The organism is Hydrogenophaga sp. LT287 (assembly GCF_055702805.1).
Genome location: NZ_JBVPZC010000003.1, coordinates 207,278 through 232,520, shown reverse-complemented (window position 1 = coordinate 232,520; position 25,243 = coordinate 207,278). Strand labels below are relative to the sequence as shown.

The following is a 25,243-nucleotide window of genomic DNA, read 5'->3' as shown; positions in this document are numbered from 1 at the left end:
ACCAGTTACCGAATCCGGCCGTAGTTGGTGCGCAGTGGATCGGCGGGGCCGCCACGCGGTGCGTCGTTGTTGCGGCCTGGGCCGCCACGGCCTTGGCCCGAGCGGTTGCTGCGCGCACCCCGGCTGCCCAACGAATCGATGCTGGTGCGCAGGGGATCCGGCTGGCCGCCAGGGGCTGCTGCGCGTGGACGCGGCTCACGGATACGCAAGCTGCCCAGGTGGGCGTTGGGGCCGGGCTGGCGCTCGGCGCCGCCTTCACCGCGGGCTGGGCCACGGTCGCCGCGGTCGGGGCGGTCACCCCGGTCCATGCGGTCGCCCTGGGCCTGGCGCGGTGGGCGCTGGCCTTGTGCACCGCCCCGGTTGCCTGCGGCGCTGCGTGGTTGGCCGTTGCCACCGCCGCCGTTGCCTTGTGGGCGCTGGCCACCACCCTGTGGGCGGCGTGCTTCGCTGCGCTGGCCTTCGGCTTGGCCGCCGTCGCCGGCAGGGCGCTGGCGCTGGCCACCGCCATTGCCGCCACCATTCCCGCGGGCGCCTTGCGGTGCGTCGCTTGCTTTTTTCTCACGCACGCGCTGCAGCATTTCCGTGCGCGCGGCCTTGGCGGCCGCGGCCATCACGTCGCGGCTCGGCGGCTTGCCGGCGCCACCCCAGATGGTCTGGCGACCCATGGCAATGGGCTCTGCCTTCTCACCCGGCTCGGGCATGAATTCGGGGAAGATCTGCACCGGAATCTGCTGCTTGGTGAAGCGCTCGATGTCCATCATGAAGCCTTCTTCGTCCAGGCTCACCAGGTTGACGGCTTCACCGCTCTTGCCCGCGCGACCCGTGCGGCCGATGCGGTGCACATAGTCTTCGCTGACGTTCGGGATTTCGTAGTTCACGACGTGCGGCAGCTCGTCGATGTCGATGCCGCGCGCCGCGATGTCGGTCGCTACCAACGCGCGGATATCGCCGCTCTTGAAGCCGGCCAGCGCCTGGGTGCGGGCACCCTGGCTCTTGTTGCCGTGCAGCGCCATGGCCTGGATGCCGTTTTTGGTCAGGAACTCGGCCACGTTGTTGGCGCCAAATTTGGTGCGGGTGAACACCAGTACCTGGCTCCAGTTGTGCTCGTTGATGATGTGCACCAGCAAGGCTTTTTTCTTGCCGCGGCCCACCGGGTGGATCACCTGGGTGATGCGCTGCACCGTGGTGTTGCGCGGGGTCACCTGGATGCTCAGCGGGTCCTTGAGCAGGTTGTTGGCCAGGTCGCGAATTTCGTCGCTGAAGGTGGCCGAGAACAGCAGGCTCTGCTTTTCCTTCGGCACCAGGGCCAGGATTTTCTTCACGTCGTGGATGAAGCCCATGTCGAGCATGCGGTCGGCTTCGTCCAGCACCAGCATTTGAACGCCAGACAGGTCCAGGAAACCTTGTTGCTGCAGGTCGAGCAGGCGGCCGGGTGTGGCCACCAAAATGTCAACACCACGCTTCATGGCGTTGATTTGCGGGTTCATGCCCACGCCGCCAAAAATGACGGTGGAGGTCAGCGAGAGGTGTTTGCCGTAGACGCGCGCCGACTCTTCGACCTGGGCCGCGAGTTCGCGGGTGGGGGTGAGCACCAGCGCCCGGATGGCCACGCCGCCGAAGCGGTTCTTGGCGCGTTCGCCCGCTTGTAGGCGGTGCAACATGGGCAAGGTGAAGGCGGCGGTTTTGCCGGTGCCCGTCTGGGCGCCACCGAGCAGGTCTCGCCCGGCCAACACGGCGGGAATCGCCTCGGCCTGGATGGGGGTGGGGGTTTCGTAGCCGTGCTCGCGCACAGCTTGCACAATGGCCGGAGCCAGATTCAGATCGTCGAAGTTCATTGCTTGATGAGGCGCCCGTCCAGGGCGCTGGGGGCATCGGCCACTCCAGTTGCCGGTTCCGTGTGAGGAGCAGCGCCTGGCCAGTCTGGGGCAGATGGATTCAAGAGTTTGGTGGCAGCCAGTGGTTGGCAAGCACCCCAGCAAAGGGCTGGTGTTGAGCCAACTGAAGTGCTCAACAACGCATATTGTCGCATGCTGGGATAATCTTGGGTTCAGCGCCCATTCGGGCCGCACATTTCTCAGGCAAACACAGCAATGGCTCAATACGTCTTTTCCATGAACAAGGTCGGCAAAATCGTGCCGCCCAAACGCCAGATTCTCAAAGACATCTCGCTCTCCTTCTTCCCCGGCGCCAAGATCGGCGTGCTCGGCACCAACGGTTCGGGCAAGTCCACGCTGCTGAAAATCATGGCCGGTATCGACAAGGAAATCGAAGGCGAAGCGATTCCCATGCCGGGCATCCGCATTGGCTACCTGCCCCAGGAACCCAAGCTGGACCCCGAGCAAACCGTGCGTGAAGCCGTGGAGGCCAGCATGAGCGGCGTGCGCGCTGCGCAAAAACGCCTGGACGAGGTGTACGCGGCCTACGCCGAAGAGGATGCCGACTTTGACGCCCTGGCCGCCGAACAGGCCCAGCTCGAAGCGATCATTTCGACCGCCGGCACCGACAGCGAGCACCAACTGGAAATTGCCGCCGACGCACTGCGCCTGCCGCCCTGGGAAGCCAAGGTCGGTTTGCTCTCCGGTGGTGAAAAGCGCCGCGTGGCGCTGTGCTGCATGCTGCTGTCCAAGCCCGACATGCTGCTGCTCGACGAACCCACCAACCACTTGGATGCCGAATCGGTGGAGTGGCTGGAACAGTTCTTGAAGCGTTTCCCGGGCACTGTGGTCGCGATCACCCACGACCGCTACTTCCTGGACAACGCGGCGGAGTGGATTCTGGAACTCGACCGTGGCCACGGCATTCCCTACAAGGGCAACTACTCGACCTGGCTGGAGCAGAAAGAAGCCCGCCTGGAGCAGGAGCAGCGCACCGAAGACGCGCGCACCAAGGCCATGAAAAAGGAGCTGGAGTGGGTGCGCCAGAACCCCAAGGGCCGCCAGGCCAAGAGCAAGGCCCGCCTGGCGCGCTTTGAAGAGCTGAGCGATGTCGATTACCAGAAGCGCAACGAGACCAACGAAATCTTCATTCCCGTGGCCGAGCGCCTGGGCAACGAGGTGTTCGAGTTCAAGAACGTTTCCAAGAGCTTTGGCGACCGTTTGTTGATCGACAACCTGAGCTTCCAGATCCCGGCGGGTGCCATCGTCGGCATCATCGGCCCCAACGGCGCTGGCAAGTCCACGCTGTTCAAGCTGATCAGCGGCAAAGAGCAGCCCGATAGCGGCGAAGTGAAGATCGGCCAGACCGTAAAAATGGCTGTGGTGGACCAGAGCCGTGACGACCTGGCGAACGAAAAGACCGTGTGGGAAGACATCTCGGGCGGTCTGGACATGATCACCGTGGGCAAGTTCCAGATGCCCAGCCGCGCGTATTGCGGGCGTTTCAACTTCTCGGGCGGCGACCAGCAAAAACGCGTGGGCAGCCTCTCGGGCGGTGAGCGCGGGCGCCTGCACCTGGCCAAGACCCTGGCCGAAGGCGGCAACGTGCTGCTGCTGGACGAACCGTCGAACGACCTCGACGTGGAAACCCTGCGTGCGCTGGAAGACGCACTGCTGGAATTCGCCGGTTGTGCGCTGGTCATCAGCCACGACCGCTGGTTCCTGGACCGCATTGCCACGCACATCCTGGCCGCCGAAGGCGACAGCCAGTGGGTGTTCTTCAACGGCAACTACCAGGAATACGAAGCCGACAAGAAGAAGCGCCTGGGCGAAGAGGGCGCCAAGCCCAAGCGCTTCCGCTACAAAGCGTTGGGGTGATGGCGCCCCCCCGCGCCGCGCCTGCGGCGCGTCACCCCCCACTGGGGGGCAATGCCTGCGGGCCGGCGGAGCCGGACCCGCGGCATTCTTGGTATGACTCCCCTTCTTTCGATGGACGCTATTTCTGATGACCGACGAGCAAGTTCTGGCTGACACCCGCCACTGGATCGAGAAGGCCGTGATTGGCTTGAACCTGTGTCCTTTTGCGCGATCGGTTTATGTGAAAAACCAGGTGCGCATCGTGGTGAGTTCGGCGCGGCACCTGGATGCTTTTCTGGACGAGCTGGACCGGGAGCTGGACCTGTTGCAGGCCACGCCGGCCGATGAGATCGACACCACGCTGCTGGTCCACCCCACGCTGTTCCCGGACTTTGAGGTGTTCAACGATTTCCAGAACGTGGTGGACGACGTGGTGGCCGAGCACGAGCTGGACGGCATCATCCAGGTGGCCAGTTTCCACCCGCAGTTTCAGTTTGAAGGCACCACGCCGGACGACGTGACCAACTGCACCAACCGCGCGCCTTACCCCACGCTGCACCTGCTGCGCGAAGACAGCGTGGAACGCGCTGTGGCGTCTGATGCGGGTGACGCCGAGCAGATCGTGGAGCGCAACCTGCAGACGCTGCGGGATCTGGGTGCTGCAGGCTGGCAAGCCTTGCTTGAAAAGCCCTGAAATAGCGGGCATTTCCATGCCCATTCCATGCCTTTGGGGTGGTCCCGTCTGGCCATAATGGCCTGCATCGGACACCTATTCCCCACGGGGCAGAAAGACATCTGGCGGCATGGAACCCAGCAACCCACAGGCTTTTGAAGCCTGTCTGACAGAGGCCCTTGCGCACATGCGCGAGTGGGTGCCGCGCTGGTTGTCAAAATTGCATGAAACCCTGCAGCAGCGTGAAGGGGCGGTGAGCCACCTGCACGAAAAGCAGCTGCTGGTGCAAGCCCGCGTGCAGCTCGAAAGTCACCGCGAACTGATCGCGGTGCGGTTTATTGAAGCCTTTGCCGCGTCTCTTGACGCTGCCCACAGCGCGGCCAGTGCGCCTGCGCGGACCGCGCGCTCAATGAGCTTTGACGAGCTGGAGCTCATGGGTGACGAGCAGTTGCAGGAAACGGTGGACTCTGCCCGGGTGCAGCAGGTCATCAAGATGTCGGCCGACGAAGCCCTGGTGGCGCTGAACGCCCGCATGAGCCGCGCCCAGGGCTTGCAACGCGTGCGCCCGGAAGCCAATCCGCTGCGCACCGAAGCGGTGGTCGCGGCCCTGATGGACGCGCTCAATGGGCTGCATGTCGACCCCGCTGTGCGCGCACGCTGGTTGCAAACGGGTGCTGTGGCCCTGGGCCACGAACTGCACGGCATGTACACCCACCTGACCATCTTGCTGGACAGCTGGGGCATTGTGCCCGCGGGTTACAACGTGATCCAGGCGCCAGAAAGTCGCTTTCCCCCGGGTGCAGGTACCGCAGTCCCAGGGCGCACCGACGCTGTGCCGTCTGCTTCGGTGCTGGGTAGCGGTGCCTTGCTGACGCTGGACCACCTGCACCAGCTGCTGGTGGGCAACCTGGAGCAAAGCAACCACGACCCGGGCGACCCGGTGGCGGCCAGTACCGGCAACGGCATGGTGCGCACGCTGGCGGCCGAGGTGGTGACGCTGATGCTGCGCGGAATTGCTGAAGACAGCCGCCTGCTTGCGCCGCTGCGTGAGCTGCTGGCCGGCATGAAGCCCGCTCTGCTGCAACTGGCCCGCAGCGATCCCCGTTTTTTCGCCGACCGCAACAACCCTGCCCGGCGTTTGCTGGACACCGTGACCGAGCGCAGTCTGGCGTTCACCAGTGAGCAGGACCCAGGCTATGCGGCGTTTGCCACCGAGGTGCAGGGCATTGTTAGGGCGCTGCAAGCACCGGGTCCTGATTTGGCCAGCCGCTTCCCCGCGCTGCTATCAAACTTGAACCGATCCCAGCGCAACGCACTGGCGCCAGCGCAGGCGCAGGCGCGGGGACTGGCGGTCCAGACGCTGGTGCGGGTGGAGCAACGCAATCTGCTGGCTGAGCGGGTGCTGGCCGAATTCACGGCGCGCAACGACTACGACCGCGCCCCCGGTGTGGTGCGGCGTTTTTTGAGCGGCCCATGGGCCCAGGTGGTGGCTCAGGCCCGCATGGAAGCCGTGGAGTCTCAGGACCCGGCGAGCGTGCTGTCGCCGACGGAGTCGCCCGCGCTTCGCTACACCGACATCCTGCCCGACCTGTTGTGGTCCAGCCAGCTTACATTGGCCAGCCGCAACCGGCCGCGGCTGATCAAAGTCATTCCGGGCGTGCTGCGCACCTTGCGCGAAGGACTGGACTCCATCGATTACCCGCGTGAACAAACCGAGGCCTTCTTTCAGGCGCTGATGGGCCTGCACGAGGCCGCCTACAAAACGCAGCGCAGCGACGCAGCGGTCGATACCCTGCCGAGCCGGCAGTTTGACGTGGAGCCCGAGCCATGGATGCAACCCGACGAAGCACGCGACACGGGCTTCCTGGACGACATGGCCATGGACACCCAGCCGGCGTTCGTTGACACGCAGCCCATGCAGCGCGACTGGGCCGACATCAAGGCCGAGATGAAGCCCCAGAGCGCCCAGGCCTTGCCGGTCGGGACCTGGGTGGATGTGATGCAGGACGGCCAGGCGATGCGCTGCCAGATCACTTGGGCCAGCCCACACGGCACCATGTTTTTGTTCACGGGTGCAGATGGCCGGTCGCTTTCCATGACGCGGCGCGGGCTGGAGCGGCTGCTGGACCAAGACCGCCTGCGCGTGGTGGCCGACCATGGCGTGGTGGAACAGGCGCTGGACGCGGTGGCACGGCAGGCCTGGATCAACAGCGCAAGCCAGTAGCCCCCACGCTCCGCCGCTGCGCGGGTCGCTGCCCCCCGAGGGGGCTGGCCTTGCTTGGGGCGGCCCTGCGCTGCGGCCTCGTAGCCCCCACGCTCCGCCGCTGCGCGGGTCGCTGCCCCCCGAGGGGGCTGGCCTTGCTGGGGGCGGCCCTGCTCTTTGGCCTCGTTGCCCCCATGCTCCTCGTTGCGTTTGCTGCTCAGGGCTATCCCTTGCGCAGCAGCTTCTTTCTGACCAGGTGGATGTTGTTGCGCAGGGCGTAGAGTTCGTCGGTGTACGACAGCGGGACCACGATTTTTTCGACCTTGGTCTCCATCTCGTCGAGCTGCTCAAGCAGGGCTTGCACCGGGGTCGCGTCTTTTTCTTTGGCGCTTTCGTGGCGCTGTTCGATGTCGCGCAACTCGGCGTACCAGCGGAACACCCGCGAGCGGATGCGGAAGGTGTAGAGCGGCGGCACGATGCGCGACAAGGGCAGTGCCAGCGCGATGATCAGACCCATGGCCAGCCACATGCGCTCAATCAGGTTGGCCATCCAGAACGGCAGGTAGCGCTGCAAAAACGGCGGACCGTTCTGGATAGCGCGCACCGCCTCGGGTGACACGGGCACCTCGCTGTGCTCCAGGCTGGGGTATTCGCGGGCTCGGCTGAACCAGCCCGGGCGGCCATGCAAGCCGGTGGATGCTTGGGCAAACAGCTGCAGGATGGCCGGGTGCGTCTTGGCGCTGGCGAGCAGGCTGGTGGTGGACGCCACCAGGCGCACGTCGCGGGTGGGAATGTCGGCGGCCAAGTCGACCACACCTTGCGGCATGACCACGGGTGTGAGGTAACCAAAGCGACGTGAATAGGCTTCGCTCTGGGCAAAGTCCATCAGCTTGATGCCCGGGGTTTGCAGCAGCATCTGCACCATCAGCGACTCGGGCGCAGAAGCAAACACCACGGCGTCCAGCTCGCCATTGAGAAACGCCACGGTGGCCGGCGTTTGTTCCAGTTCGCTGAGCTGAATCTGGCCGGTGTCGATGCGGTTGACATCGAGCAGGGTGGAAAACAGCCGGGGCACGCCACTGCCTGGCGTACCCACGTTGACCCGCCAGCCCTGCAGGTCGGCCAGGTTGGCCACTGTGGGCGTTTGGTTGAGCCGCTGCGCTGCGTCTTCGCGGTAAAACAGCCACAAGGGTTCTACGAACAGGCTGCCCAGCGAGGCAATGGATTCTTCATCGTCGTAGCCAATGTCGGCCGTACCACCTTGCACAAAACCCAGGTCGGCCTGGCCCGAGCGCAGCAGTTCCAGGTTGGCCGAAGAGCCTTCAGACGGCAGCAACTCGACGGTGATGCCGTAGCGCTGCAGGGCTTCGGCGTAGCGTTTGCCAAACTCGTCGTAGGCGCTCTGGGCGGGGCCGGTGGCCAGCACCACCCGCTTGGGCGGGTTGGGGTCGAGCCACCAGTAGGTGAGGGCCAGCAGGGTGGCTGTGAGCAGGGCCACGGGGCCAATGGACACCGCCAGGTCGCGCAGCGACAGCAGGGTGTAGCGAATGTTGTGGGGCATGTCGCTACATTAGCACGGCCCTTACAGCCCCCACGTCCCGCCATGGCGCCTGTTTTGGCGCCCGCCCGGGTTCAGCGCAGTGCCACGGCCCGCTTGTCCAGCCGGAAGATCTGCACGGCCTCGTGCATGACCTGCGCCTGGGACTGCAGCGAGCCCGCCGCAGCGGCCAGCTCTTCCACCATGGCCGAGTTTTGCTGAGTGACGGAATCGAGTTGGCCCACCGCCTGGTTGATCTGAGCGATGCCCAGCGACTGTTCGTTGGTGGCGCTGGTGATTTCCGTGATCAGACCGCTGACCTGTTCGACGGCACCCACCACGTCGCCCATGGTCTGGCCGGCGCTGTGCACCAGTTGGCTGCCATGGGCCACTTTGCTGGCCGACTCGTCGATCAGCACCTTGATCTCTTTGGCTGCGCCCAGCGTGCGCTGCGCCAGGTTGCGCACTTCGGCCGCCACCACGGCAAAGCCCCGGCCCTGTTCGCCGGCCCGGGCCGCTTCCACCGCGGCGTTGAGCGCCAGAATGTTGGTCTGAAATGAAATGCCGTCGATCACCTGGATGATTTCCCCGATGCGGCTGGACGAGCGGCTGATGTCGTCCATGGTGCTGACCACCTGGCCCATGGCTTCATTGCCCTGGCGCGCCACGGTAGCGGCCCGCTGCGCGAGCACGGCCGCTTCGCGCGAGGTGTTCGCACTTTGTTGCACCGTGCTGGTGAGTTGCTCCATGGAGGCGGCGGTTTCTTCCAGGCTGCTGGCCTGAGATTCGGTGCGTGAGGACAGGTCCTGGTTGCCGCTGGCGATTTCATTGGACGCCACCTGCACGCCTTCGACCTCGTGGCGCACATCCGACACCACGGCCTGCAGGTTCACGTTGAGCTGGTTGAGCGCGCGCCCGAGATCACCGAAATCGCCGCTGGTCTGTCCTTTGAAGCGGGCCGAGAGATCGCCCGCCGCCATGAGGTTGGCAAACAGCACGGCGTCGTGCAGGGGGCCCACCATTTGGCCTCGCAGCATCCAAGCTGCCGCTCCAGCCAGCAAGACCATCCCAGCTGCACCTGCCAGCAACGCGGGGGTACCCATGCTGGCCAAGCCGGCACCGAGCGCCATGCCCACGAGCGCGAGCACGCCACAAATCAGGCCAATGCGCCGGCCCAGCGTCAGCTGGCTGGCGCGCTGCAGTGTGCCCACCAGGCCGGTGCGCACCACACGGCCACGGTGCAATGCCACTCGGGCATGGCCGCTTTCGGCTTCGCTGCGCATGCGGGCGTAGAGGGCTTCGGCTTCTTGAATCTGTTCGCGGGTGGGTTTGGTGCGCACCGACATGTAGCCGGCCGCCTGGCCGTTTTCCATGATGGGCGTGGCGTTGGCCACCACCCAATAGTGGTCGCCATTTTTGCGTCGGTTTTTTACCAGGGCAGACCACGGGAAGCCGCTGGCCAATGTGGCCCACATGTCCCGGTAGGCTTCCGGTGGCATGTCGGGGTGGCGCACCAGGTTGTGCGGCTGACCGATCAGTTCTTCGCGGCTGTAACCGCTCACCGCAATGAAAGCCGGGTTGCAGTAGGTGATGTGGCTTTTCAGGTCGGTCGTCGAAACGAGGGTGACACCGTCCGGGATGACAAATTCGCTCTGGGTTACAGGCAGGTTGGTGCGCATGGGGTCATCCGATCGTTTCAATGGTTCATTGAGTTTCGTCAACTCGGTGTAAGACTTGAGGCCGTTGGTCTCGCATACCGACCGTTCAAGCACCCGAGTCTAGGGACACACCTCCATGTAAAAGAGCAGATGAAGAGGAACTTGCGGGGCCAGTTCTGGGCTCAGCCGCCGCCCATGTGTACCCAAGCATGGCATCGGTGGCCTCTTTGTCATGCTTGGGTACACACAAAGTTCAAGGCGCGGGTTCGAGTGCCAGCACGGTGTAGCTGCCGTTGACTTTGTCGGCCGTGAAGCGAACGCGGTCGCCAGCTTTCAGGTTGCCCAGGAGGGCTTTGTCTTGCAGCTGAAACACCATGGTCATGGGGGGCATGTCCAGGTTTTTGATTTCGCCGTGTTTCAGGCTGATCTTGCCTGCTGCAGTGTCGACCCGGCGCACCTCGGCCTCTGCCCAGGGCAGGCTGCTGCTGGCGGTTTCAGTGGGTGCTGCCGGCGAGGCTGCTGCGGGTGTTGTCGGAGTGCCGTGCGCGTGGTTGTGCGTTTGCGCAAGAGCCAGACCGCTGCCCAGCAACAGGGCCAGCAGGGCGGTGGCGCGGTAGCCGTGTTTCACGGTTTTCAGGGTGTTGGGTGTGTGCATGGTGTGGTTTCCTGTATGCAGGGTGGTGACGGTCGGGTCAGCCGCGGAAATACGACTGGTAGACGCGGCTGCTGCCGTCGGCCAGCACCAGCACCACGTCGTAGGGGTCTTTGCGGGCGCCGTATTCCGGGCCGTCCATGCCGGGGCTGCCCACAGGCATGCCGGGCACCGACAGGCCAATGGCTTTGGGCTTTTCGGCCAGCAGACGGCGAATTTCGCGCGCGTTCACATGCCCTTCAATGACGTAGCCACCAATCAGACCCGTGTGGCACGAGCCGTATTTGTCGGGCAGGCCCAGGCGCTTGCGCACCGCGGTGTTGCCGGTGTCAAAGGTCTGCACCTGAAAGCCGTCGCGCTTGAGGTAGCTGATCCAGTCGTTGCAGCAGCCGCAGTTGGGGTCTTTCCATACTTGCAGCACCGGCAGGGCCGGGGCCGTTTGGGCGGTGCCCAGCGCGGGCAGCAGGGCCAGGGCGGCCAGCGCGGGCGAGGCGCGCAACAAGGAACGTCGTTTCATGGGGTTTCTCCGGTTCAAGCAAAGGGGTTCAGGCCGCGCGCACGCGCACAGTGCCGCGCATGCCGGCTTCAAAGTGGCCGGGGATGAGGCAGGCAAATTCGAAGTCACCGGCGCGGTTGAAGGTCCAGACGATGTCGCCCCGCTTGCCTGGGGACACATGGGCCATGTAGGGCTCGTCGTGTTCCATGCCGGGGTGCTTTTTCATCATGTCGGCGTGAGCGGCCAGTTCCTCACGCGTGCCGATGACGATTTCGTGCATCACCTTGCCCTGGTTCACGGCGCGCAGCCGCAGCGTTTCGCCCTCGCGCACGTCCAGGTGGCTGGGTGTGAACTTCATGTCGTCGGTCATGCGGATCTCGACGGTGCGTTTCGCTTCGCTGGGCTCGGCCGCAATGCCCCAGGGCTTTTGTTCTTTCACCACAGGGCCGGCCTTGGTGTGGCCGTCGTGGCGCTCGCCGTGGGCTTGCGCGGCTGTGGGCAGCCAGGCCGTGGTGGCCAGTGGCAACAAGGGCAGGCCGATCAGCAGTTGCTGAAAGCGGCGGCGGGTCGGTGCTGGTGTGTACATGGGTGGGTTCCTTGTGTTCAGTGGTGGCCGCCATGGCCTTGTGGCTTGCGGGCCGAGCCGATGGGAGCGGTTGGGGTTGATGACCGATTTGATGGCGCAGCGCTGGCGGGCGGCGATGCCTGGGCGGTGGGCGTGGCCACCTCGCGAGCCCGGGTGCCGGGCGGCTGCTGGTACCAGCCGGGGTCGGTGTAGTCGCCTGGTTTCTGGTCGGCGCGCACCTTGAGCGTGGTGAACATGCCGCCCATGCCAATGGGGCCATAAGGGCCGGTGCCGCTCATCATGGGGAAGGTGTTGTGGGGCAGCTCCATCTCCATCTCTTTCATGTCGGCCATGCCGCGCTCGCCCATCACCATGTAGTCGGGTACGGCTTTTTGCAAGCCTTTGAGCAGGCCGCGGTGGTCGGCGCCGATCATGGTGGGCACGCCGTGGCCCATGGCGCCCATGGTGTGGTGGCTCTTGTGGCAGTGCATGGCCCAGTCGCCGGGCTCGTCGGCCAAAAACTCGATCTGCCGCATCTGGCCCACGGCCACATCGGTGGTCACCTCGGGCCAGCGCGCGGTTTTGGGCACCGGCCCGCCGTCGGTGCCGGTCACTTCAAATTCAATGCCGTGGATGTGCACCGGGTGGTTGGTCATGGTGAGGTTGCCCACGCGCACGCGCACGCGCTCGCCCAGGCGCGCCACCAAAGGGCTCAGGCCGGGGAATACACGGCTGTTGAAGCTCCAGATGTTGAAGTCCAGCATGGTGTTGACCTGCGGCGTCATGCTGCCGGGTTCCACGTCAAAGGCGTTGAGCAGAAAACAATAGTCGCGCTGCACGTCGTCAATCAGCGGGTGTTTCTGCTTCGGGTGTGTGACCCAGAAACCCATCATGCCCATGGCCATTTGCGTCATTTCGTCGGCGTGCGGGTGGTACATGAAGGTGCCGGGCCGGCGCGCTTCAAATTCGTACACAAAGGTTTTGCCGGCCGGTATGTAGGGCTGGTTGAGACCGCTCACCCCGTCCATGCCATTGGGCAAGCGCTGGCCGTGCCAGTGGATGGTGGTGGGCTCGGGCAGGCGGTTGGTCACAAAAATGCGCACCTTGTCGCCTTCCACCACCTCAATGGTGGGGCCGGGGCTCTGGCCGTTGTAGCCCCACATGTTGACCAGAAAGCCGGGTGCCATCTCGCGCACCACCGGTTCGGCCACCAGGTGAAATTCTTTCACCCCGTTGTTCATGCGCCAGGGCAGGGTCCAGCCGTTGAGCGTGACCACCGGGTTGTAGGGCCGGCCGGCTCCGGTCACGCCGGGTGGCGTCCAGGGAGCTGCGGTGTCGGCGCTGGTTTGTTGCACCGCTTCGGGCAGCGCGGCCAGGGCCACGCGGCTCACGCTGGCGGCGGCCACCGCGGTGGCTGCTGCGCCTGCGAAAAAGTTTCTTCGGTTCATGGCTTGCGTCATGGTCAGTGTCCTTTGGGTGGGGTGCTGGCGCTGCCGCCGGGGGCAGACGAAGTGCCGGGGCCCTGGTAGTCGCCTCCGGCGAGCAGGGCTTGCCAGGCGGTGTGGGCTAGCCAGAAGTCACGGCGGGCCAGGTGTGCCGCGTCCAGCGAGGCCAGACGCTCGCGGGCCTGGGCCAGCAGGTCCCAGGTGCTTTGCAGCATGCCGTTGTAGCGCAGCAGAGTTTCTTGCTCCAGCGTGGTTTGCAGCGGGCTGACCACGTCTTGCGCGTGGCGTGCGCTGGCGTGCTGGGCTTGCAGTTGCGCCCAGGCCTCGCGCGCCATCGACCGGCGCTCGGCAGCCACCTGCAGCAGGGTGGACTCTGCGCGCACCGCGCGTTCCAGGGCGTGGTCGCGCAGCAGCGGCAAGTTGTCGATCTGGGGTACGGTCCAGGGGGCTTCCCGGGCTGTTGCGGGGGCGGCTTGAACGACCTTGTCCACCGCTTCATGCCAGGCGGCCAGCCGCGCGGGGGGCACTGCGGCGAGCTGGCGGCGCGCCTCAGTGAGCTGCCAGGCCAGCGTGGGGTGGCCGCGCAGCGCAGCGCCTTCCACCTCGGCCGGGCTGATACCGGGGCCGGGCGTGACTTGCTCAGGCAACGCCGGCAAGCTGGTCGGCAGGCGCTGCAGCAGGGCGGCTATGGCTGCCCCGTCCCACTGGCCCAACAGGCGGGCGAGCTGTTCGTCGCCGCTGTGTTTTGCATGCTGGGCCCGCGCGGCCGCCTGGTGGGCGGCGGCTTCTTGCACCTGTTCGCGCAGCAGTTTGGCCTGGCTCCAGTTGCCGGCCAGCACCATGCGCTGCCCCAGGGCCACGCCGGTGCTCGCGGCTGACAGCGCTTCGGTCATCAGGCGCAGGCTGTGGCGGGCGGTGACGGCCTCCACCCAGGCGGTGTGCACGGCTTGGACATGGGCCACGTAAGCCCGCTGCACTTCGCCCCGCTCGGGCTCGCTCATGCCCGCGTGGACCAGCAGGGCCGGGCGGTGGCGCAGTGAGATGCGCACGGCCTCGGCCACGTCGAGCGTGGGTGCGGTGACCGCCGGTGCTTCTGCGGACGGTGTGCCGCCGGGGTTTTGGGCCTCCCAGCGAAGGATGTCGATGTGGCCACGGGGGAACTCGGCCACGCGCTGGTTGGCCTGCTGCCAGATCGCCCGAGCGCGCTCGATGTCGGTGGGCAACTCCAGTGGCTGGGCGGGGGCGGCGGTTGGCAGCACCTGCACGGCGCTGGCGGGCGCGGGCGTGGCAGGGTCGGCAGCGCGCAGGGCCGCAGATGGCTGGGCCAGCGCAGGCGCTGCACACAGCAGGGCGGCCCACCACAGGTGTGCGAAAGGCGCCTTCAGGGGCGGTCGCTGAAGGGTGCCCGCTGGCGTGCGGGTGGGTACATGGCGCCTAAAAACAGGCATGGGGATCTCCTGACAAAACAAACCAGCGCCCGCCGCACAGGCCCGAAGGGGGCCGCGGCAGACGCACTACGGGCTTGGATGCTCAGGAGATGGGTGGCTTGATGCCTTGCTGCAGCGCAACGCTGGCAAAGCGCTCGGCAGGCAGCGCGAGCAGGGTGTGGTGCTGCGACACCGTGGCGGACAAGAGCAGTCCGACGACCAGCGCGGGGCCGTTGCACACGTCGCAGGCGTTGTGCTGGTGGTCTGGTGGGTGGTCAGGCTGCTGTGATTCGGCCGTACCGTGTGTGCTGCCATGCAGATCGTGCCCCGCGCTCAGGCTCAGGGCCAGAGGCCCCTCGCCCGCGTGGTCCGGGCAGTCGGGCTGCGCCCCTGCTGCCACCATGCTGGTTGCCGTGTGGCCCATCATGGACACCGCCATGGCGTCGCCCACCCAGGCGCGCAAGGGCAGCAGGGCAATGATGAGGGCGAGCAACAGGTGGCGCATGGCGTTGAATGATAAGCGCGCCGGCAGAAAGTTCAGTCGGCGTGGGGGATTCCCACCGCCTGTGGCGCCTGTGTGGGGCGCGTTGATGAAGCCCGGGCCAGCTCGGCCCGCGCCTGGCGCATGACGGAGAGCCCCGCTGTGAGCGCCAGCACGGCCATGACGGCGGCCACCGCCAGGTCGGGCCAGGCCGAGCCGGTGCCGAACACCCCGAGCGCGGCTGCCATGACCGCCAGGTTGGACAGCGCGTCGTTGCGCGAGCACAGCCACACGCTGCGCATGTTGGCGTCGCCCGTGCGAAACCCGTACAGCAGCACGGCCACGCCAGCGTTGGCCAGCAAGGCCACCAACCCCACCACGCCCATGGTCAGCGGCTCGGGCACGCTGCCGCTTTGCAGCAGCCAGCCAGCCCGCGCCAGCACAAACAGGCCGTAGGCGAACATGGTGGCACCTTTCACAAACGCCGCGCGGCTGCGCCAGACCAGGGCCATGCTCAGCACGGCCAAGGACAGCGCGTAGTTGGCGGCATCACCGGCAAAGTCCACCGCGTCGGCCAAGAGCGACACCGAATTGGCTTGCAAGCCCGCCACCAGTTCCACGCCGAACATGGCCGCGTTGACCACGAGCGCAATCCACAGCGCGCGGCGCCAGCGCGGGTCAATCGGCGGGGCTGCGTTGGCAGGCGTTTCGGTGGAGCAGCTGGAGTGGCAAGCGCAGGCCATGGCGGGTGTCTTTCGTGCAAGGGTTCAAGGTATGCCATGATTAAAAACCTTGAAGCCACTTGAAGGTCAAGCATGAACATGGAAGCCCAGCCGGTGACCCCGGTGCACCGCATTGGTGAGGCGGCGCAGCGCTCAGGCGTGAGCGCGGCCAATATCCGGTACTACGAGCGCGAGGGCTTGCTGAAGCCGCAAGCCCGCGCCGGTAACGATTACCGCCTTTACAGCGAGGCCGACATTCATCGTTTGCGCTTCATTCGGCAGTGCCGCGCGCTGGACATGTCGCTGGACGAAGTGCGCACCCTGTTGGCGCTGGAGCTCAACAACAAGGCCGATTGCGCCACCGCCAGCACGGCGCTGGACGCGCACCTGGGCCATGTGCGCCAGCGCCTGGCCGAGTTGCGCACCCTCGAAAAAGACCTGCTGGCCTTGCGCAAGCGCTGCGACGGCTCGGACGACCATTGCCACATCATCGAAGCGCTGCACCAGCGGGCCGACGAAGCGCTGCCGGGGGTAGAGCCGCCCGCCGGACACCGCCATGTTTAGGCGGCATCGGCCGCGCTCAGTGTCCCAGGATCTTTGAGAGAAAGTCCCGGCTGCGTTCGTTCTGCGGGTTGTTGAAAAATTCGTGCGGCGTGTTTTGCTCGACGATCTGGCCCTGGTCCATGAAGATGACGCGGTCGGCCACGGCCTTGGCGAAACTCATTTCGTGGGTCACGCAGATCATGGTGATGCCCATGTTGGCCAGCTCGATCATCACGTCCAGCACTTCCTTGATCATTTCCGGGTCGAGCGCCGAGGTGGGCTCGTCAAACAGCATGATCTTGGGCGTGAGACACAAGGCCCGGGCAATGGCCACGCGCTGCTGCTGGCCACCGGAGAGCTGAAGCGGGTATTTGCTGGCCTGCTCGGCAATGCGCACGCGCTGCAGCTGCTGCATGGCGCGTTCTTCAGCTTCCTTTTTGGGGATCTTGCCGACCCACATGGGCGAGAGCGTGAGGTTTTCCAGCACGGTCAGGTGCGGAAACAGGTTGAACTGCTGAAACACCATACCCACGTTTTTGCGCACCTGGTCAATGGCCTTGATGTCGTCGGTGAGCTCGATGCCGTCCACGGTGAGGTGGCCCTGCTGGTGCTCTTCCAGGCGGTTGATGCAGCGGATCAGCGTGGACTTGCCCGAGCCCGACGGGCCGCACACCACGATGCGTTCGCCTTTGGCGACATCGAGGTCGATGTCGCGCAGCACATGGAAGTCGTTGCCGTACCACTTGTTGACTTTGTCGAAACGGATGATGGGTTCAGCGGCGGTTGATGCGGTCATGTTGTTGTTCCTTCTGGGGCGCCTTCAGCGGGCTTTGCTGCTGCTCAATTGCTTTTCAACCCACAGGCTGTAGCGCGACATGGCAAAGCAGAAAGCGAAATAAACGAGGGTGATGAACAGATAGGCTTCGATCTTGAACGGGCGCCATTCCACATCGGAATTCAAAGCCAGCGACAGCGCACCGGTGAGCTCGTACATGGACACGATGGTGACCAGCGAGGTGTCTTTGAAGATGGAAATGAAGTTGTTCATGATGCTGGGCACCACCATGGCCAACGCCTGGGGCAGCACCACCTTGCGTTGTGTCTGCCAGTAGCTCAGACCCAGCGTGTCGGCGGCTTCGAGCTGTCCTTTGGGTATGGCCTGCAAGCCGCCACGGATGATCTCGGCCATGTAGGCCGCGGCAAACAGCGTGATGCCCACCACCACGCGGGTCAGCACGTCGATGGACACACCCTGTGGCATGAACAGCGGGAACATGAACGAAGCCATGAACAACACCGAGATCAGCGGCACGCCGCGCACCAGTTCGATGTACACCACGCAGACCGATCGAATGGCAGGCAGGTTGCTGCGCCGGCCCAGCGCCACCACAATGGCCAGCGGGAACGCCAGAAAGATGGACACCGTGGCCAGCAGCACCGTGAGCGGCAGGCCGCCCCACAGGTCGGTGCGCACGGACGACAAGCCCATGACGCCGCCGCCCATAAGGGCAAAGAACAGCGCCATGATGCCCACCCACATGATGGCCAGCCAGGGCTTCCAGAACACGCGGATGCAGCTCACCACCAGCCCGGCCAGCATGAGGCTGGTGGCCAGCACCGGGCGCCAGTGTTCTTCAAACGGATAGCGCCCGAGCAGGATGAGGCGGTACTTTTCAGCCACCACGCCCCAGCAGGCGCCGGTGCCGCGGGCGGCCTGGCAAGCGCTGGCGTCAGGGGCAAAAACGGCTTGCACCACACCCCATTGCAAGATGCCCGGCAGCGCGTAAATGCCCAGCGCGAGCACAAACAGGGTGGTGAGCGTGTTGCCGATGCTGCTGAACAGGTTGCGCCGGGCCCAGGCCACCAAGCCGGTGGTGCGCACCGGCGATGGACGGGGCGCGATGGGGGTGAAAACCGCGTTGGATGGTTGGGTGTTCATGGTTTCAACGCTCCTTGATCGCGCTGCGGGCGTTGTACCAATTCATGAACAACGAGGTGCTCAGCGAAGTGGAGAGATAGACCAGCATGATGATGGCGATGCACTCGACCGCACGGCCGCTCTGGTTGATGGTGGTGTTGGCCACCGACACCACGTCGGGGTAGCCCACCGCCACGGCCAGCGACGAGTTTTTGGTCAGGTTGAGGTACTGGTTGGTCAGCGGTGGAATGATCACGCGCATGGCCTGGGGCAACACCACCAGCCGCATGGTGTGTTTGGGCGTGAGCCCCAGCGCGCTGGCCGCTTCGGTCTGGCCGCGGCTGACCGACTGGATGCCGCCGCGCACCACCTCGGCCACAAAAGCCGCGGTGTAGGTGACCAGGCCGATCAGCACGGTCAGAAACTCGGGCGTGGCGCTGGCGCCACCGTCCACCATGAAGGCCATTTGCTCGGGCAGGTCCCATTGGCTGGGCATGCCGCCCAGCAACCAGCCCACCACGGCCAGCACCAGCACCAGGGCAAGCGGTGCCCACAGGCGGTCGCCTTCTTGCCCCGTGCGTTCAAACCGGCTCAGCATGCGCCGGCGCCACACACCTGCGGCCACCAAGCCGGCTACGGCGCCGAGCACGACCCAGCCCCAGCCCACACCCGCGCTGGGCCAGGGCATGGAGAAGCCGCCTTTGCTCAGGAAAAAGCCACCAAAGGCGTTCCAGGCTTCGTTGGACGGAGGCAGCACCTCCAGCATGAACAGGTACCACATCAGCAGCTGCAGCAGCACGGGAATGTTGCGAAAAACCTCGACGTAGCTGTAGCAGAGGCCGCGCACCAGACCGTTGCGCGAGAAGCGCCCCACGCCAATGGCCACGCCGATCAGGGTGGTGAACACGATGCCCAGAATGGCCACTTTGAGCGTGTTGAGCACGCCCACACCAATCGCGACCGCGTAGCTCTGGCTCGGGTCGTAGGGGATAACGGTTTCGCCGATGTCAAAGCCGGCAGGCGCGCCCAGAAAGTCAAATCCGCTGGGGATGCCCCGCGCCGCCATGTTGACTTGGGTGTTGTGCGACAGGAACCAGATGGACAGCGCCACCAGGATCAGGGCCAGCAACTGAAACAGCACGCCACGGGTGGCCCGGCTGTTGAGAGACCAGCGTTTTCGTGCATGAGGAGGTGGAACAGTGCTCACAACCGCCTTTCAAGGGAATAGGGAGGTATAAAAAAACCGAGACATGGAGCCAGTCCAGTCCCGGTTTGGTGGTTCAAAGCATCAGCGGACCGGTGGTGCGTACATCACGCCGCCCTTGTTCCACAGGTTGTTGATGCCGCGGGGCAGGCCGATGGTGGTCTTGGGGCCCACGTGGCGTTCAAACTGCTCGCCGTAGTTGCCGCCGGCCTTGATAGCGCGCAGCGCCCATTCTTTGTCCAGGCCGATCAGTTTGCCTGTGTCTTCGTTGCCGGCACCCAGCAGCCGCATCACGCTGGGGTTTTTGCTCTCGGCGCGCATTTTGTCGGCGTTGGCCTGGGTGATGCCAAACTCTTCGGCTTCCAGCAGGGCGTTGCCGACCCACTTGACGATGGCAAAGAAGTCGTCGTCACCACGGCGCACCATGGGGCCCAGTGGCTCTTTGGAAATGAGCTCGGGCAGGATCACGTGGTCGGCCGGGTTGGCGGCCTGCTTGGAGCGGTAAGACGCCAGGCCCGACGCGTCGGTGGTGAACGCCTGGCAGCGCCCGCTGAAATAGGCCGCCGTGGTGGCTTCGGCGTTGTTGAACACCACGGGCTTGATGTTCAGGTTGTTGGCGCGCGAATAGTCGGTCAGGTTCAGCTCGGTGGTGGTGCCGGCTTCCACGCACACGGTGGCGCCCTTGAGCTGTTTGGCACTCGTCACCTTGAGCTTCTTTGGCACCATGAAACCCTGGCCGTCGTAGAAGTTGATGCCCGCAAAGTGCAGACCCAGCGACGCGTCACGGGTCATGGTCCAGGTGGTGTTGCGCGACAGCATGTCGATCTCACCCGACTGCAGGGCGGTGAAGCGCTGTTGTGCGGTCAGCGGCACAAAGCGCGCTTTGTTGGGGTCACCCAGCACGGCGGCGGCCACGGCACGGCAGGTGTCCACGTCCAGACCAGCGTATTTGCCCTGGCTGTCGGCAGCCGAGAAACCCGCCAGACCGGTGCTGGCGCCGCAGATCAGTTCACCGCGTTTCTTGATCGCGTCGAGGTCTTTGCCGGCATGGGCTGACAGGCTCACCAAGGCAGCGGCAGCGCTCAGACCCAGGGCGGTCAGGTTCAGGGAAGTCATCTTCATCAGGGGTTTCTCCATACGTTGGTTGGATGCACATATTTCGGCGCTTGCGCACCACAGGGGTGCTCTTTGCGACCGCTCAGCGACTGTAGCCGTGCCCCCAGGGCGAAGGCATCGGGGTTTACGTGGGCAGGTTATGCAATGAATTCATAACACTATGGCGTTACAAACCTGTCCACGTTCGCCCGTTGGTACTCGCACGTTCCGTGCCACATTGCGTGGTCCCACGGGCGACATGCTGTGTTGTCCCATCTGGCGTGTGGCTCGTATGCTTTGACGCACAAGACCCGCTGCTGGAGACAAACCCATGAACAGCCACACCACCGCCGCCGATGCAGCACCACCGGCCGTGCGCCCGCACCACCGGTTTTGGCCCAAGCGCCTGCCGCACCGCATCACGCCACCCGCCACCTCGTTGTGGGACAACCTGGTGGTCAGCGCGCGCCGCTACCCCGACAAGCCTGCGCTGGTGTTTTTTGACCAGGTAACCACCTACCGCGAACTGCTGGAGCAGGCCGAGCGCCTGGCGGCTCACCTGCACACGCAGGGTGTGCAGGCCGGTGACCGGGTGATCTTGCTGATGCAAAACGCGCCCCAGTGGGTGGTGGCGCATTTCGCCATCCTGCGCGCCAACGCCGTGGTGGTGCCGGTGAACCCCATGAACCGCGCGGCCGAGCTGGGCCACTACATCACCGACCCGGACGTGAAGGTGGCCATTTGCGCCGCCGACCTGGCCGGCGAATTGCTCAAGGCCAACGCCGAGCTGCCTGCCGCCCAACAGCTGCAGCACCTGGTGGTGGCGCACTACCACGATGCCATTGGGCCGCAGGCCGACATTCCCCCCGCCTGGACCGAGTGGCTGGCCGCCCGCCACCCGCTGCCCAGCCTGCCCGGCGGCACGGTGGTGGACTGGGCCGATGCGCTGAGCGGCAGCGCTGCGCCACCGCTGCACAACCGCCAGCTCACCGACCTGAGCGTGTTGCCCTACACCAGCGGCACCACCGGCTTGCCCAAGGGCTGCATGCACACCCACGCCAGCCTGATGCACAACGCGGTGGCCGGTTCGCTGTGGGGCAGCAGCACGCCTGAAAACGTCTCGCTCGTGGTGGTGCCCATGTTTCACATCACCGGCATGGTGGTGGGCATGCACGCGGGCATTTACACCGGCGCCACGCTGGTGGTCATGCCGCGCTGGGACCGCGAGCTGGCCGGTCGCCTCATTTCAAAATGGCGTGTCACGCACTGGTCCAACATCCCCACCATGGTGATCGACCTGCTGGCCAGCCCCAACTTTGCGCAGTACGACCTGTCCAGCCTGGTGCTCATTGGTGGTGGCGGTGCCGCCATGCCCCAGGCGGTGGCGCAGCGCCTGTTTGAACAGTACGGCCTGCGCTACGCCGAAGGCTATGGCCTGACCGAAACCGCAGCGCCCTCGCACAACAACCCACCCGACGCTCCCAAGCAGCAGTGCCTGGGCATTCCGTTCATGAGCGTGGACGCGCGCGTGGTGGACCCCGACAGCCTGCAAGAAATGCCCCAGGGCGAGGCGGGCGAAATCATCATCCGTGGGCCTTCGGTGTTTTCGGGCTACTGGAAGCGCCCCGACGCCACCGAAGCGGCCTTCATCACGTTGGAAGGTCAGCGCTATTTCCGCTCGGGGGACCTGGGCCGGGTGGACGAAGACGGTTACTTTTTCATCACCGATCGCCTCAAGCGCATGATCAACGCCAGCGGCTTCAAGGTGTGGCCGGCCGAGGTGGAAGCGCTCATGTTCCGCCACCCCGTCATTGCCGAAGCCTGCGTCATTTCCACCCAGGACGCTTACCGGGGCGAGAGCGTGAAGGCCGTGGTGGTGTTGCGTGACAGCGCCCGCGGCCAGGTCAGCGAGCAAGACATCATGGACTGGTGCCGCGACAACATGGCCGTGTACAAATGCCCGCGCGTGGTGCAGTTTGTCGAGGCTCTGCCCAAGAGCGGCAGCGGCAAGGTGATGTGGCGGCTGCTGCAAGAGCAGGAGCCCAAACCCGTTGCTGCAACTTGAAGGTGCTGCACGGCCACCCGCGCGGCACAATGCGGTATGCAATTTTTGGCCCCTTCTGTGCAGCGCCTCTGGCAGCCCCGCAAGCCCCTGTTCTGGCTGGTCATCGCGTTCAATGTGTTGTCCTCGGCCATGGCCTGGGGCCTCCACCTGGCCGAGCCCGAAGGGGCTTTGCTGGTGGTGCTGACCTTGCTGGCCCTGGCCAACGCCGGCATGGGCTGGTGGCTGCTGTGGCGGCTGTGGAACGAAACCCCTTCAAACGGAGAAACCCATGTTCAAAGCTCTGCTGATCACCAAAACCGATGACGCTGGCTACCGCTGTGCGCTGACCGAGCTGGACGAGTCTCAGTTGCCCGCCACGGGCGACGTGACGGTGCAGGTGGCGTGGTCCACCATCAACTACAAAGACGGTCTGGCGATCACCGGCCAGTCGCCGGTGGTGCGCAGCTTCCCCATGGTGCCGGGCATTGACTTCGCTGGCACCGTGACCGCCAGCAGCCACCCGCGCTGGAAGGTGGGCGACGAGGTTCTGCTCAATGGCTTTGGCGTGGGCGAAAACCACTGGGGTGGCCTGGCGCAAATGGCGCGCGTCAAAGGCGACTGGCTGGTGGCCCTGCCGGCCGGCTTGAGCGCACGCGACGCCATGGCGGTGGGTACCGCCGGCTACACCGCCATGCTGTGTGTGACGGCCTTGCAGCGGCACTGGGCCGACAACGGCATGACTGCGGGCAGCGGCGAGGTGCTGGTGACGGGCGCCAACGGCGGCGTGGGCAGTGTGGCCATTGCTTTGCTGGCCGGGCTGGGTCACACGGTGGTGGCGTCCACCGGGCGGCCGCAGGAGGCCGAGTATTTGAAGTCCCTCGGCGCGGCCGAGGTGATCGACCGCGGTGCCCTCAGCGCGCCTGGCAAACCGCTGCAAAAAGAGCGCTGGATGGGGGTGGTGGATTCGGTCGGCAGCCACACCCTGGCCAATGCCTGCGCCAGCACGCGCTATGGCGGCGCGGTGGCTGCCTGTGGCCTGGCCCAGGGCATGGACCTGCCGGCCAGCGTGGCACCGTTTATTTTGCGCGGCGTCACGCTGTACGGCATTGACAGCGTCATGGCTCCGATCGGCAAACGCGAGGCCGCGTGGGCCGCGCTGGCCAGCACGCTGGACCGCCAGCAGCTCGCAACGATCACCCGCGAGATTGGCCTGGCCGAGGCCGTGGCTGCGGGCCGCGACATTTTGGCCGGCCAGGTGCGCGGGCGCTTGGTGGTGAACGTGAACGCCTGAAAACGCGCTGGCGATGCCTGCGGGATCGCCAGCGCGTTGGGTTCGTCAGGCGCTGTCTTCGGTCTTTTGGGGCACGATGTGCCGGTAGGCGTGCCAGGTGGCGTGTCCAATGACCGGGCCCACAACGATCAGGCCCAGAAACGCCGGCAGCATGGACAGGCCGATCAAGACCGTGATCAGCGCACCCCAAACCAGCATGACGCCGGGGTTTTGCAGGCAAGCGCGGATGCTGGTGAGCCCGGCCGACACAGCGTCGGTCTTGCGGTCCATGATCATCGGGATGGAGATCACGCTGGTCACAAAAATCAGGCCGGCAAAGAAGGCGCCCACCACCGTGTAGGTGATCAGAAACCCGATGTTTTCCGGGTTGAGCAACTGCGGCAGCAGCTTTTCGGTGGACGGCATGGTGTTGAAGGTGACGGCAAACACCACCAGCGAGGCGCGGCCCCAGATCAGTTCAAGGATCAGCAACACGCCAGCAAAGATGCCCATGGTGCCCTTGGTGGGCCGCCATGCCTGGAGCGAGGCGCGCAAGCTGGGGCGGTGTGAATGTGTCTGCATGGCCTTGCTGGCGTCGTACAGGCCCAGGCAAAGGAACGGTCCCATCAGCAAGAACCCGGCGCTCAGCGCCAGCACATAGGCCGGCGCGCTCTGAAACACCGCCAGCAGGGCATGGCCCATGGCGAAAAAGCACAAGCCGTAAAACAGGCCAATGCGGGGGCAGCGTTTGAAATCGGCCCAGCCCAACTGCAGCCACTGAAACGGGTCTGCTGGCTTCAAATGGGCCAGCTGCAGCGAAAACACCGAGGGCCCGCGTGGGCTTTCTGCGGGCGGGTTGTCGTTCTGGGGGGTGTCCGCTGGCGCCTCGGATCTGTCAGGCAGGTCGTTTGCAGCGGCGTGAATGGCTTCGGCCATGGAACTCTCCTCGTATCGGAGCAATATAACCACCGCCGAATATTGATTTCACATGGTTTACCCCATGCCCGTCAGGGTTTTGCGCCCGCCTCTGTGCGGCTCAGTGTGGCGCCCGGCCGCCGCGCTGTGCGGGCGCTTGTGGGTTGGCGCCACGGCGCGCAGGCGGCGCCGGGTGTCGGCGCAGGTGCAGGGCCAGGGCGGCGTCCTGTGCCTGGGTGTGCCGGGCAAACCAGGCGGCCAGCTCAAAGGCCATTTCGCGCACCGCAGCGAGCTGCCCGCTGCGCGCCTTCGCCAACCCGTCCCGCAGCAGGTTGAGCACCACCCGGTGCTGCAGGGAGTGGTTGGCTGCCGACGAAAAACTGGTGCGCTGCATGCAATCGTCTTCCCATTCAAACTGCGCCATGGTGTGGTCTACCAGCGCCGTCCAAGCTTGCGGCAGGTCGTCGTCGGGGGCTTGCTGGGCGCGGGCCAGCAGGTCTACAAACGTGTGGTGCAGGGTATCGATGGGTTCGAAATCCAGCACCAGCGCATCGGTCCATTCAATTGTGTTCACGGCCATCTCCTGTGCGTCACCACGTGATCAACATGTGTGGGTGAAACACAGCTTGACACCGAGAGAATGCCGCCGTTTTGATCCAGCGCA

23 protein-coding genes are annotated in these 25,243 nt (G+C 65.2%); 7 read left to right on the top strand and 16 right to left on the bottom strand.

What is annotated here, in order from left to right:
- Positions 1 to 5: 5 nt before the first annotated feature.
- Positions 6 to 1,835 (bottom strand): DEAD/DEAH box helicase, encoded by a 1,830-nt coding sequence (locus tag AC0GNR_RS04685; RefSeq protein ID WP_472899841.1) that lies wholly within the window; start codon positions 1,833 to 1,835, stop codon positions 6 to 8.
- A 255-nt stretch (positions 1,836 to 2,090) separates the two neighbouring features.
- Here AC0GNR_RS04685 and ettA point away from each other — a divergent pair, with 255 nt between their 5' ends.
- From ettA to AC0GNR_RS04670, 3 genes are all read left to right on the top strand, one after another.
- Positions 2,091 to 3,752: an energy-dependent translational throttle protein EttA gene (ettA, locus tag AC0GNR_RS04680; RefSeq protein WP_305336463.1), complete on the top strand. Its 1,662-nt coding sequence runs from the start codon at positions 2,091 to 2,093 to the stop codon at positions 3,750 to 3,752.
- A 127-nt stretch (positions 3,753 to 3,879) separates the two neighbouring features.
- The gene (locus AC0GNR_RS04675; protein ID WP_472899840.1) at positions 3,880 to 4,425 is read left to right on the top strand and encodes a DUF1415 domain-containing protein; all 546 of its coding nucleotides are present in this window, start codon (positions 3,880 to 3,882) and stop codon (positions 4,423 to 4,425) included.
- Between the two features lie 109 nt (positions 4,426 to 4,534).
- Positions 4,535 to 6,628: a DUF1631 family protein gene (locus AC0GNR_RS04670; RefSeq protein ID WP_472899839.1), complete on the top strand. Its 2,094-nt coding sequence runs from the start codon at positions 4,535 to 4,537 to the stop codon at positions 6,626 to 6,628.
- Between the two features lie 202 nt (positions 6,629 to 6,830).
- On the opposite strand, the gene AC0GNR_RS04665 is transcribed toward AC0GNR_RS04670, so the two are convergent.
- From AC0GNR_RS04665 to AC0GNR_RS04625, 9 genes are all read right to left on the bottom strand, one after another.
- Positions 6,831 to 8,168, bottom strand: a complete 1,338-nt coding sequence (locus AC0GNR_RS04665; RefSeq protein WP_472899838.1) for a TAXI family TRAP transporter solute-binding subunit — start codon at positions 8,166 to 8,168, stop codon at positions 6,831 to 6,833.
- A 71-nt stretch (positions 8,169 to 8,239) separates the two neighbouring features.
- Positions 8,240 to 9,823: a methyl-accepting chemotaxis protein gene (locus AC0GNR_RS04660; RefSeq protein ID WP_472899837.1), complete on the bottom strand. Its 1,584-nt coding sequence runs from the start codon at positions 9,821 to 9,823 to the stop codon at positions 8,240 to 8,242.
- A gap of 232 nt (positions 9,824 to 10,055) precedes the next feature.
- Positions 10,056 to 10,457, bottom strand: coding sequence for a copper-binding protein (locus tag AC0GNR_RS04655; RefSeq protein WP_472899836.1), 402 nt, complete (start codon positions 10,455 to 10,457; stop codon positions 10,056 to 10,058).
- A 37-nt stretch (positions 10,458 to 10,494) separates the two neighbouring features.
- Positions 10,495 to 10,971, bottom strand: a complete 477-nt coding sequence (locus AC0GNR_RS04650) for a DUF411 domain-containing protein (RefSeq protein WP_472899835.1) — start codon at positions 10,969 to 10,971, stop codon at positions 10,495 to 10,497.
- A gap of 28 nt (positions 10,972 to 10,999) precedes the next feature.
- Positions 11,000 to 11,536, bottom strand: coding sequence for a cupredoxin domain-containing protein (locus AC0GNR_RS04645; RefSeq protein WP_472899834.1), 537 nt, complete (start codon positions 11,534 to 11,536; stop codon positions 11,000 to 11,002).
- Positions 11,537 to 11,553: 17 nt separating this feature from the next.
- Positions 11,554 to 12,963 (bottom strand): multicopper oxidase family protein, encoded by a 1,410-nt coding sequence (locus AC0GNR_RS04640; protein ID WP_472899833.1) that lies wholly within the window; start codon positions 12,961 to 12,963, stop codon positions 11,554 to 11,556.
- A gap of 14 nt (positions 12,964 to 12,977) precedes the next feature.
- The gene (locus AC0GNR_RS04635) at positions 12,978 to 14,408 is read right to left on the bottom strand and encodes a TolC family protein (protein WP_472899832.1); all 1,431 of its coding nucleotides are present in this window, start codon (positions 14,406 to 14,408) and stop codon (positions 12,978 to 12,980) included.
- 82 nt (positions 14,409 to 14,490) lie between these two features.
- Positions 14,491 to 14,892 (bottom strand): hypothetical protein, encoded by a 402-nt coding sequence (locus AC0GNR_RS04630; protein ID WP_472899831.1) that lies wholly within the window; start codon positions 14,890 to 14,892, stop codon positions 14,491 to 14,493.
- Positions 14,893 to 14,924: 32 nt separating this feature from the next.
- Positions 14,925 to 15,611 carry a cation efflux transmembrane domain-containing protein gene (locus tag AC0GNR_RS04625; RefSeq protein WP_472899830.1) on the bottom strand — a complete coding sequence of 229 codons (687 nt, stop codon included), beginning with the start codon at positions 15,609 to 15,611 and terminating at the stop codon, positions 14,925 to 14,927.
- 78 nt (positions 15,612 to 15,689) lie between these two features.
- Between AC0GNR_RS04625 and AC0GNR_RS04620 the strand changes: the two genes are divergently transcribed.
- Positions 15,690 to 16,154 (top strand): Cd(II)/Pb(II)-responsive transcriptional regulator, encoded by a 465-nt coding sequence (locus tag AC0GNR_RS04620; RefSeq protein WP_472899889.1) that lies wholly within the window; start codon positions 15,690 to 15,692, stop codon positions 16,152 to 16,154.
- A gap of 16 nt (positions 16,155 to 16,170) precedes the next feature.
- Here AC0GNR_RS04620 and AC0GNR_RS04615 read toward each other — a convergent pair whose 3' ends face one another.
- From AC0GNR_RS04615 to AC0GNR_RS04600, 4 genes are all read right to left on the bottom strand, one after another.
- Positions 16,171 to 16,929 carry an amino acid ABC transporter ATP-binding protein gene (locus AC0GNR_RS04615; RefSeq protein WP_472899829.1) on the bottom strand — a complete coding sequence of 253 codons (759 nt, stop codon included), beginning with the start codon at positions 16,927 to 16,929 and terminating at the stop codon, positions 16,171 to 16,173.
- Between the two features lie 24 nt (positions 16,930 to 16,953).
- Positions 16,954 to 18,072 (bottom strand): amino acid ABC transporter permease, encoded by a 1,119-nt coding sequence (locus AC0GNR_RS04610; protein WP_472899828.1) that lies wholly within the window; start codon positions 18,070 to 18,072, stop codon positions 16,954 to 16,956.
- A gap of 4 nt (positions 18,073 to 18,076) precedes the next feature.
- Entirely contained in the window at positions 18,077 to 19,258 is a 1,182-nt protein-coding gene (locus AC0GNR_RS04605) for an amino acid ABC transporter permease (protein WP_472899827.1), read from the bottom strand.
- A gap of 81 nt (positions 19,259 to 19,339) precedes the next feature.
- Positions 19,340 to 20,377, bottom strand: a complete 1,038-nt coding sequence (locus AC0GNR_RS04600; protein ID WP_472899826.1) for an amino acid ABC transporter substrate-binding protein — start codon at positions 20,375 to 20,377, stop codon at positions 19,340 to 19,342.
- Positions 20,378 to 20,681: 304 nt separating this feature from the next.
- On the opposite strand from AC0GNR_RS04600, the gene AC0GNR_RS04595 reads away from it, so the two are divergent.
- Genes AC0GNR_RS04595 through acuI form a run of 3 tightly spaced genes read left to right on the top strand, consistent with a single transcriptional unit; the run spans position 20,682 to position 23,685 of the window.
- The gene (locus AC0GNR_RS04595) at positions 20,682 to 22,415 is read left to right on the top strand and encodes a long-chain fatty acid--CoA ligase (protein ID WP_472899825.1); all 1,734 of its coding nucleotides are present in this window, start codon (positions 20,682 to 20,684) and stop codon (positions 22,413 to 22,415) included.
- Positions 22,416 to 22,451: 36 nt separating this feature from the next.
- Complete coding sequence (locus AC0GNR_RS04590; protein ID WP_472899824.1) at positions 22,452 to 22,718, top strand: hypothetical protein; 267 nt, start codon at positions 22,452 to 22,454, stop codon at positions 22,716 to 22,718.
- On the top strand, positions 22,684 to 23,685 hold the full coding sequence (acuI, locus tag AC0GNR_RS04585; protein ID WP_472899823.1) for an acrylyl-CoA reductase (NADPH): 1,002 nt from the start codon (positions 22,684 to 22,686) through the stop codon (positions 23,683 to 23,685). The genes AC0GNR_RS04590 and acuI overlap by 35 nt, the downstream gene beginning before the upstream one ends.
- Positions 23,686 to 23,730: 45 nt before the next feature.
- On the opposite strand, the gene AC0GNR_RS04580 is transcribed toward acuI, so the two are convergent.
- Both AC0GNR_RS04580 and AC0GNR_RS04575 read right to left on the bottom strand, forming a co-directional pair.
- Positions 23,731 to 24,600, bottom strand: a complete 870-nt coding sequence (locus AC0GNR_RS04580) for a DUF2189 domain-containing protein (protein ID WP_472899822.1) — start codon at positions 24,598 to 24,600, stop codon at positions 23,731 to 23,733.
- A 100-nt stretch (positions 24,601 to 24,700) separates the two neighbouring features.
- Complete coding sequence (locus AC0GNR_RS04575) at positions 24,701 to 25,153, bottom strand: bacteriohemerythrin (protein WP_472899821.1); 453 nt, start codon at positions 25,151 to 25,153, stop codon at positions 24,701 to 24,703.
- Positions 25,154 to 25,243 lie beyond the last annotated feature (90 nt).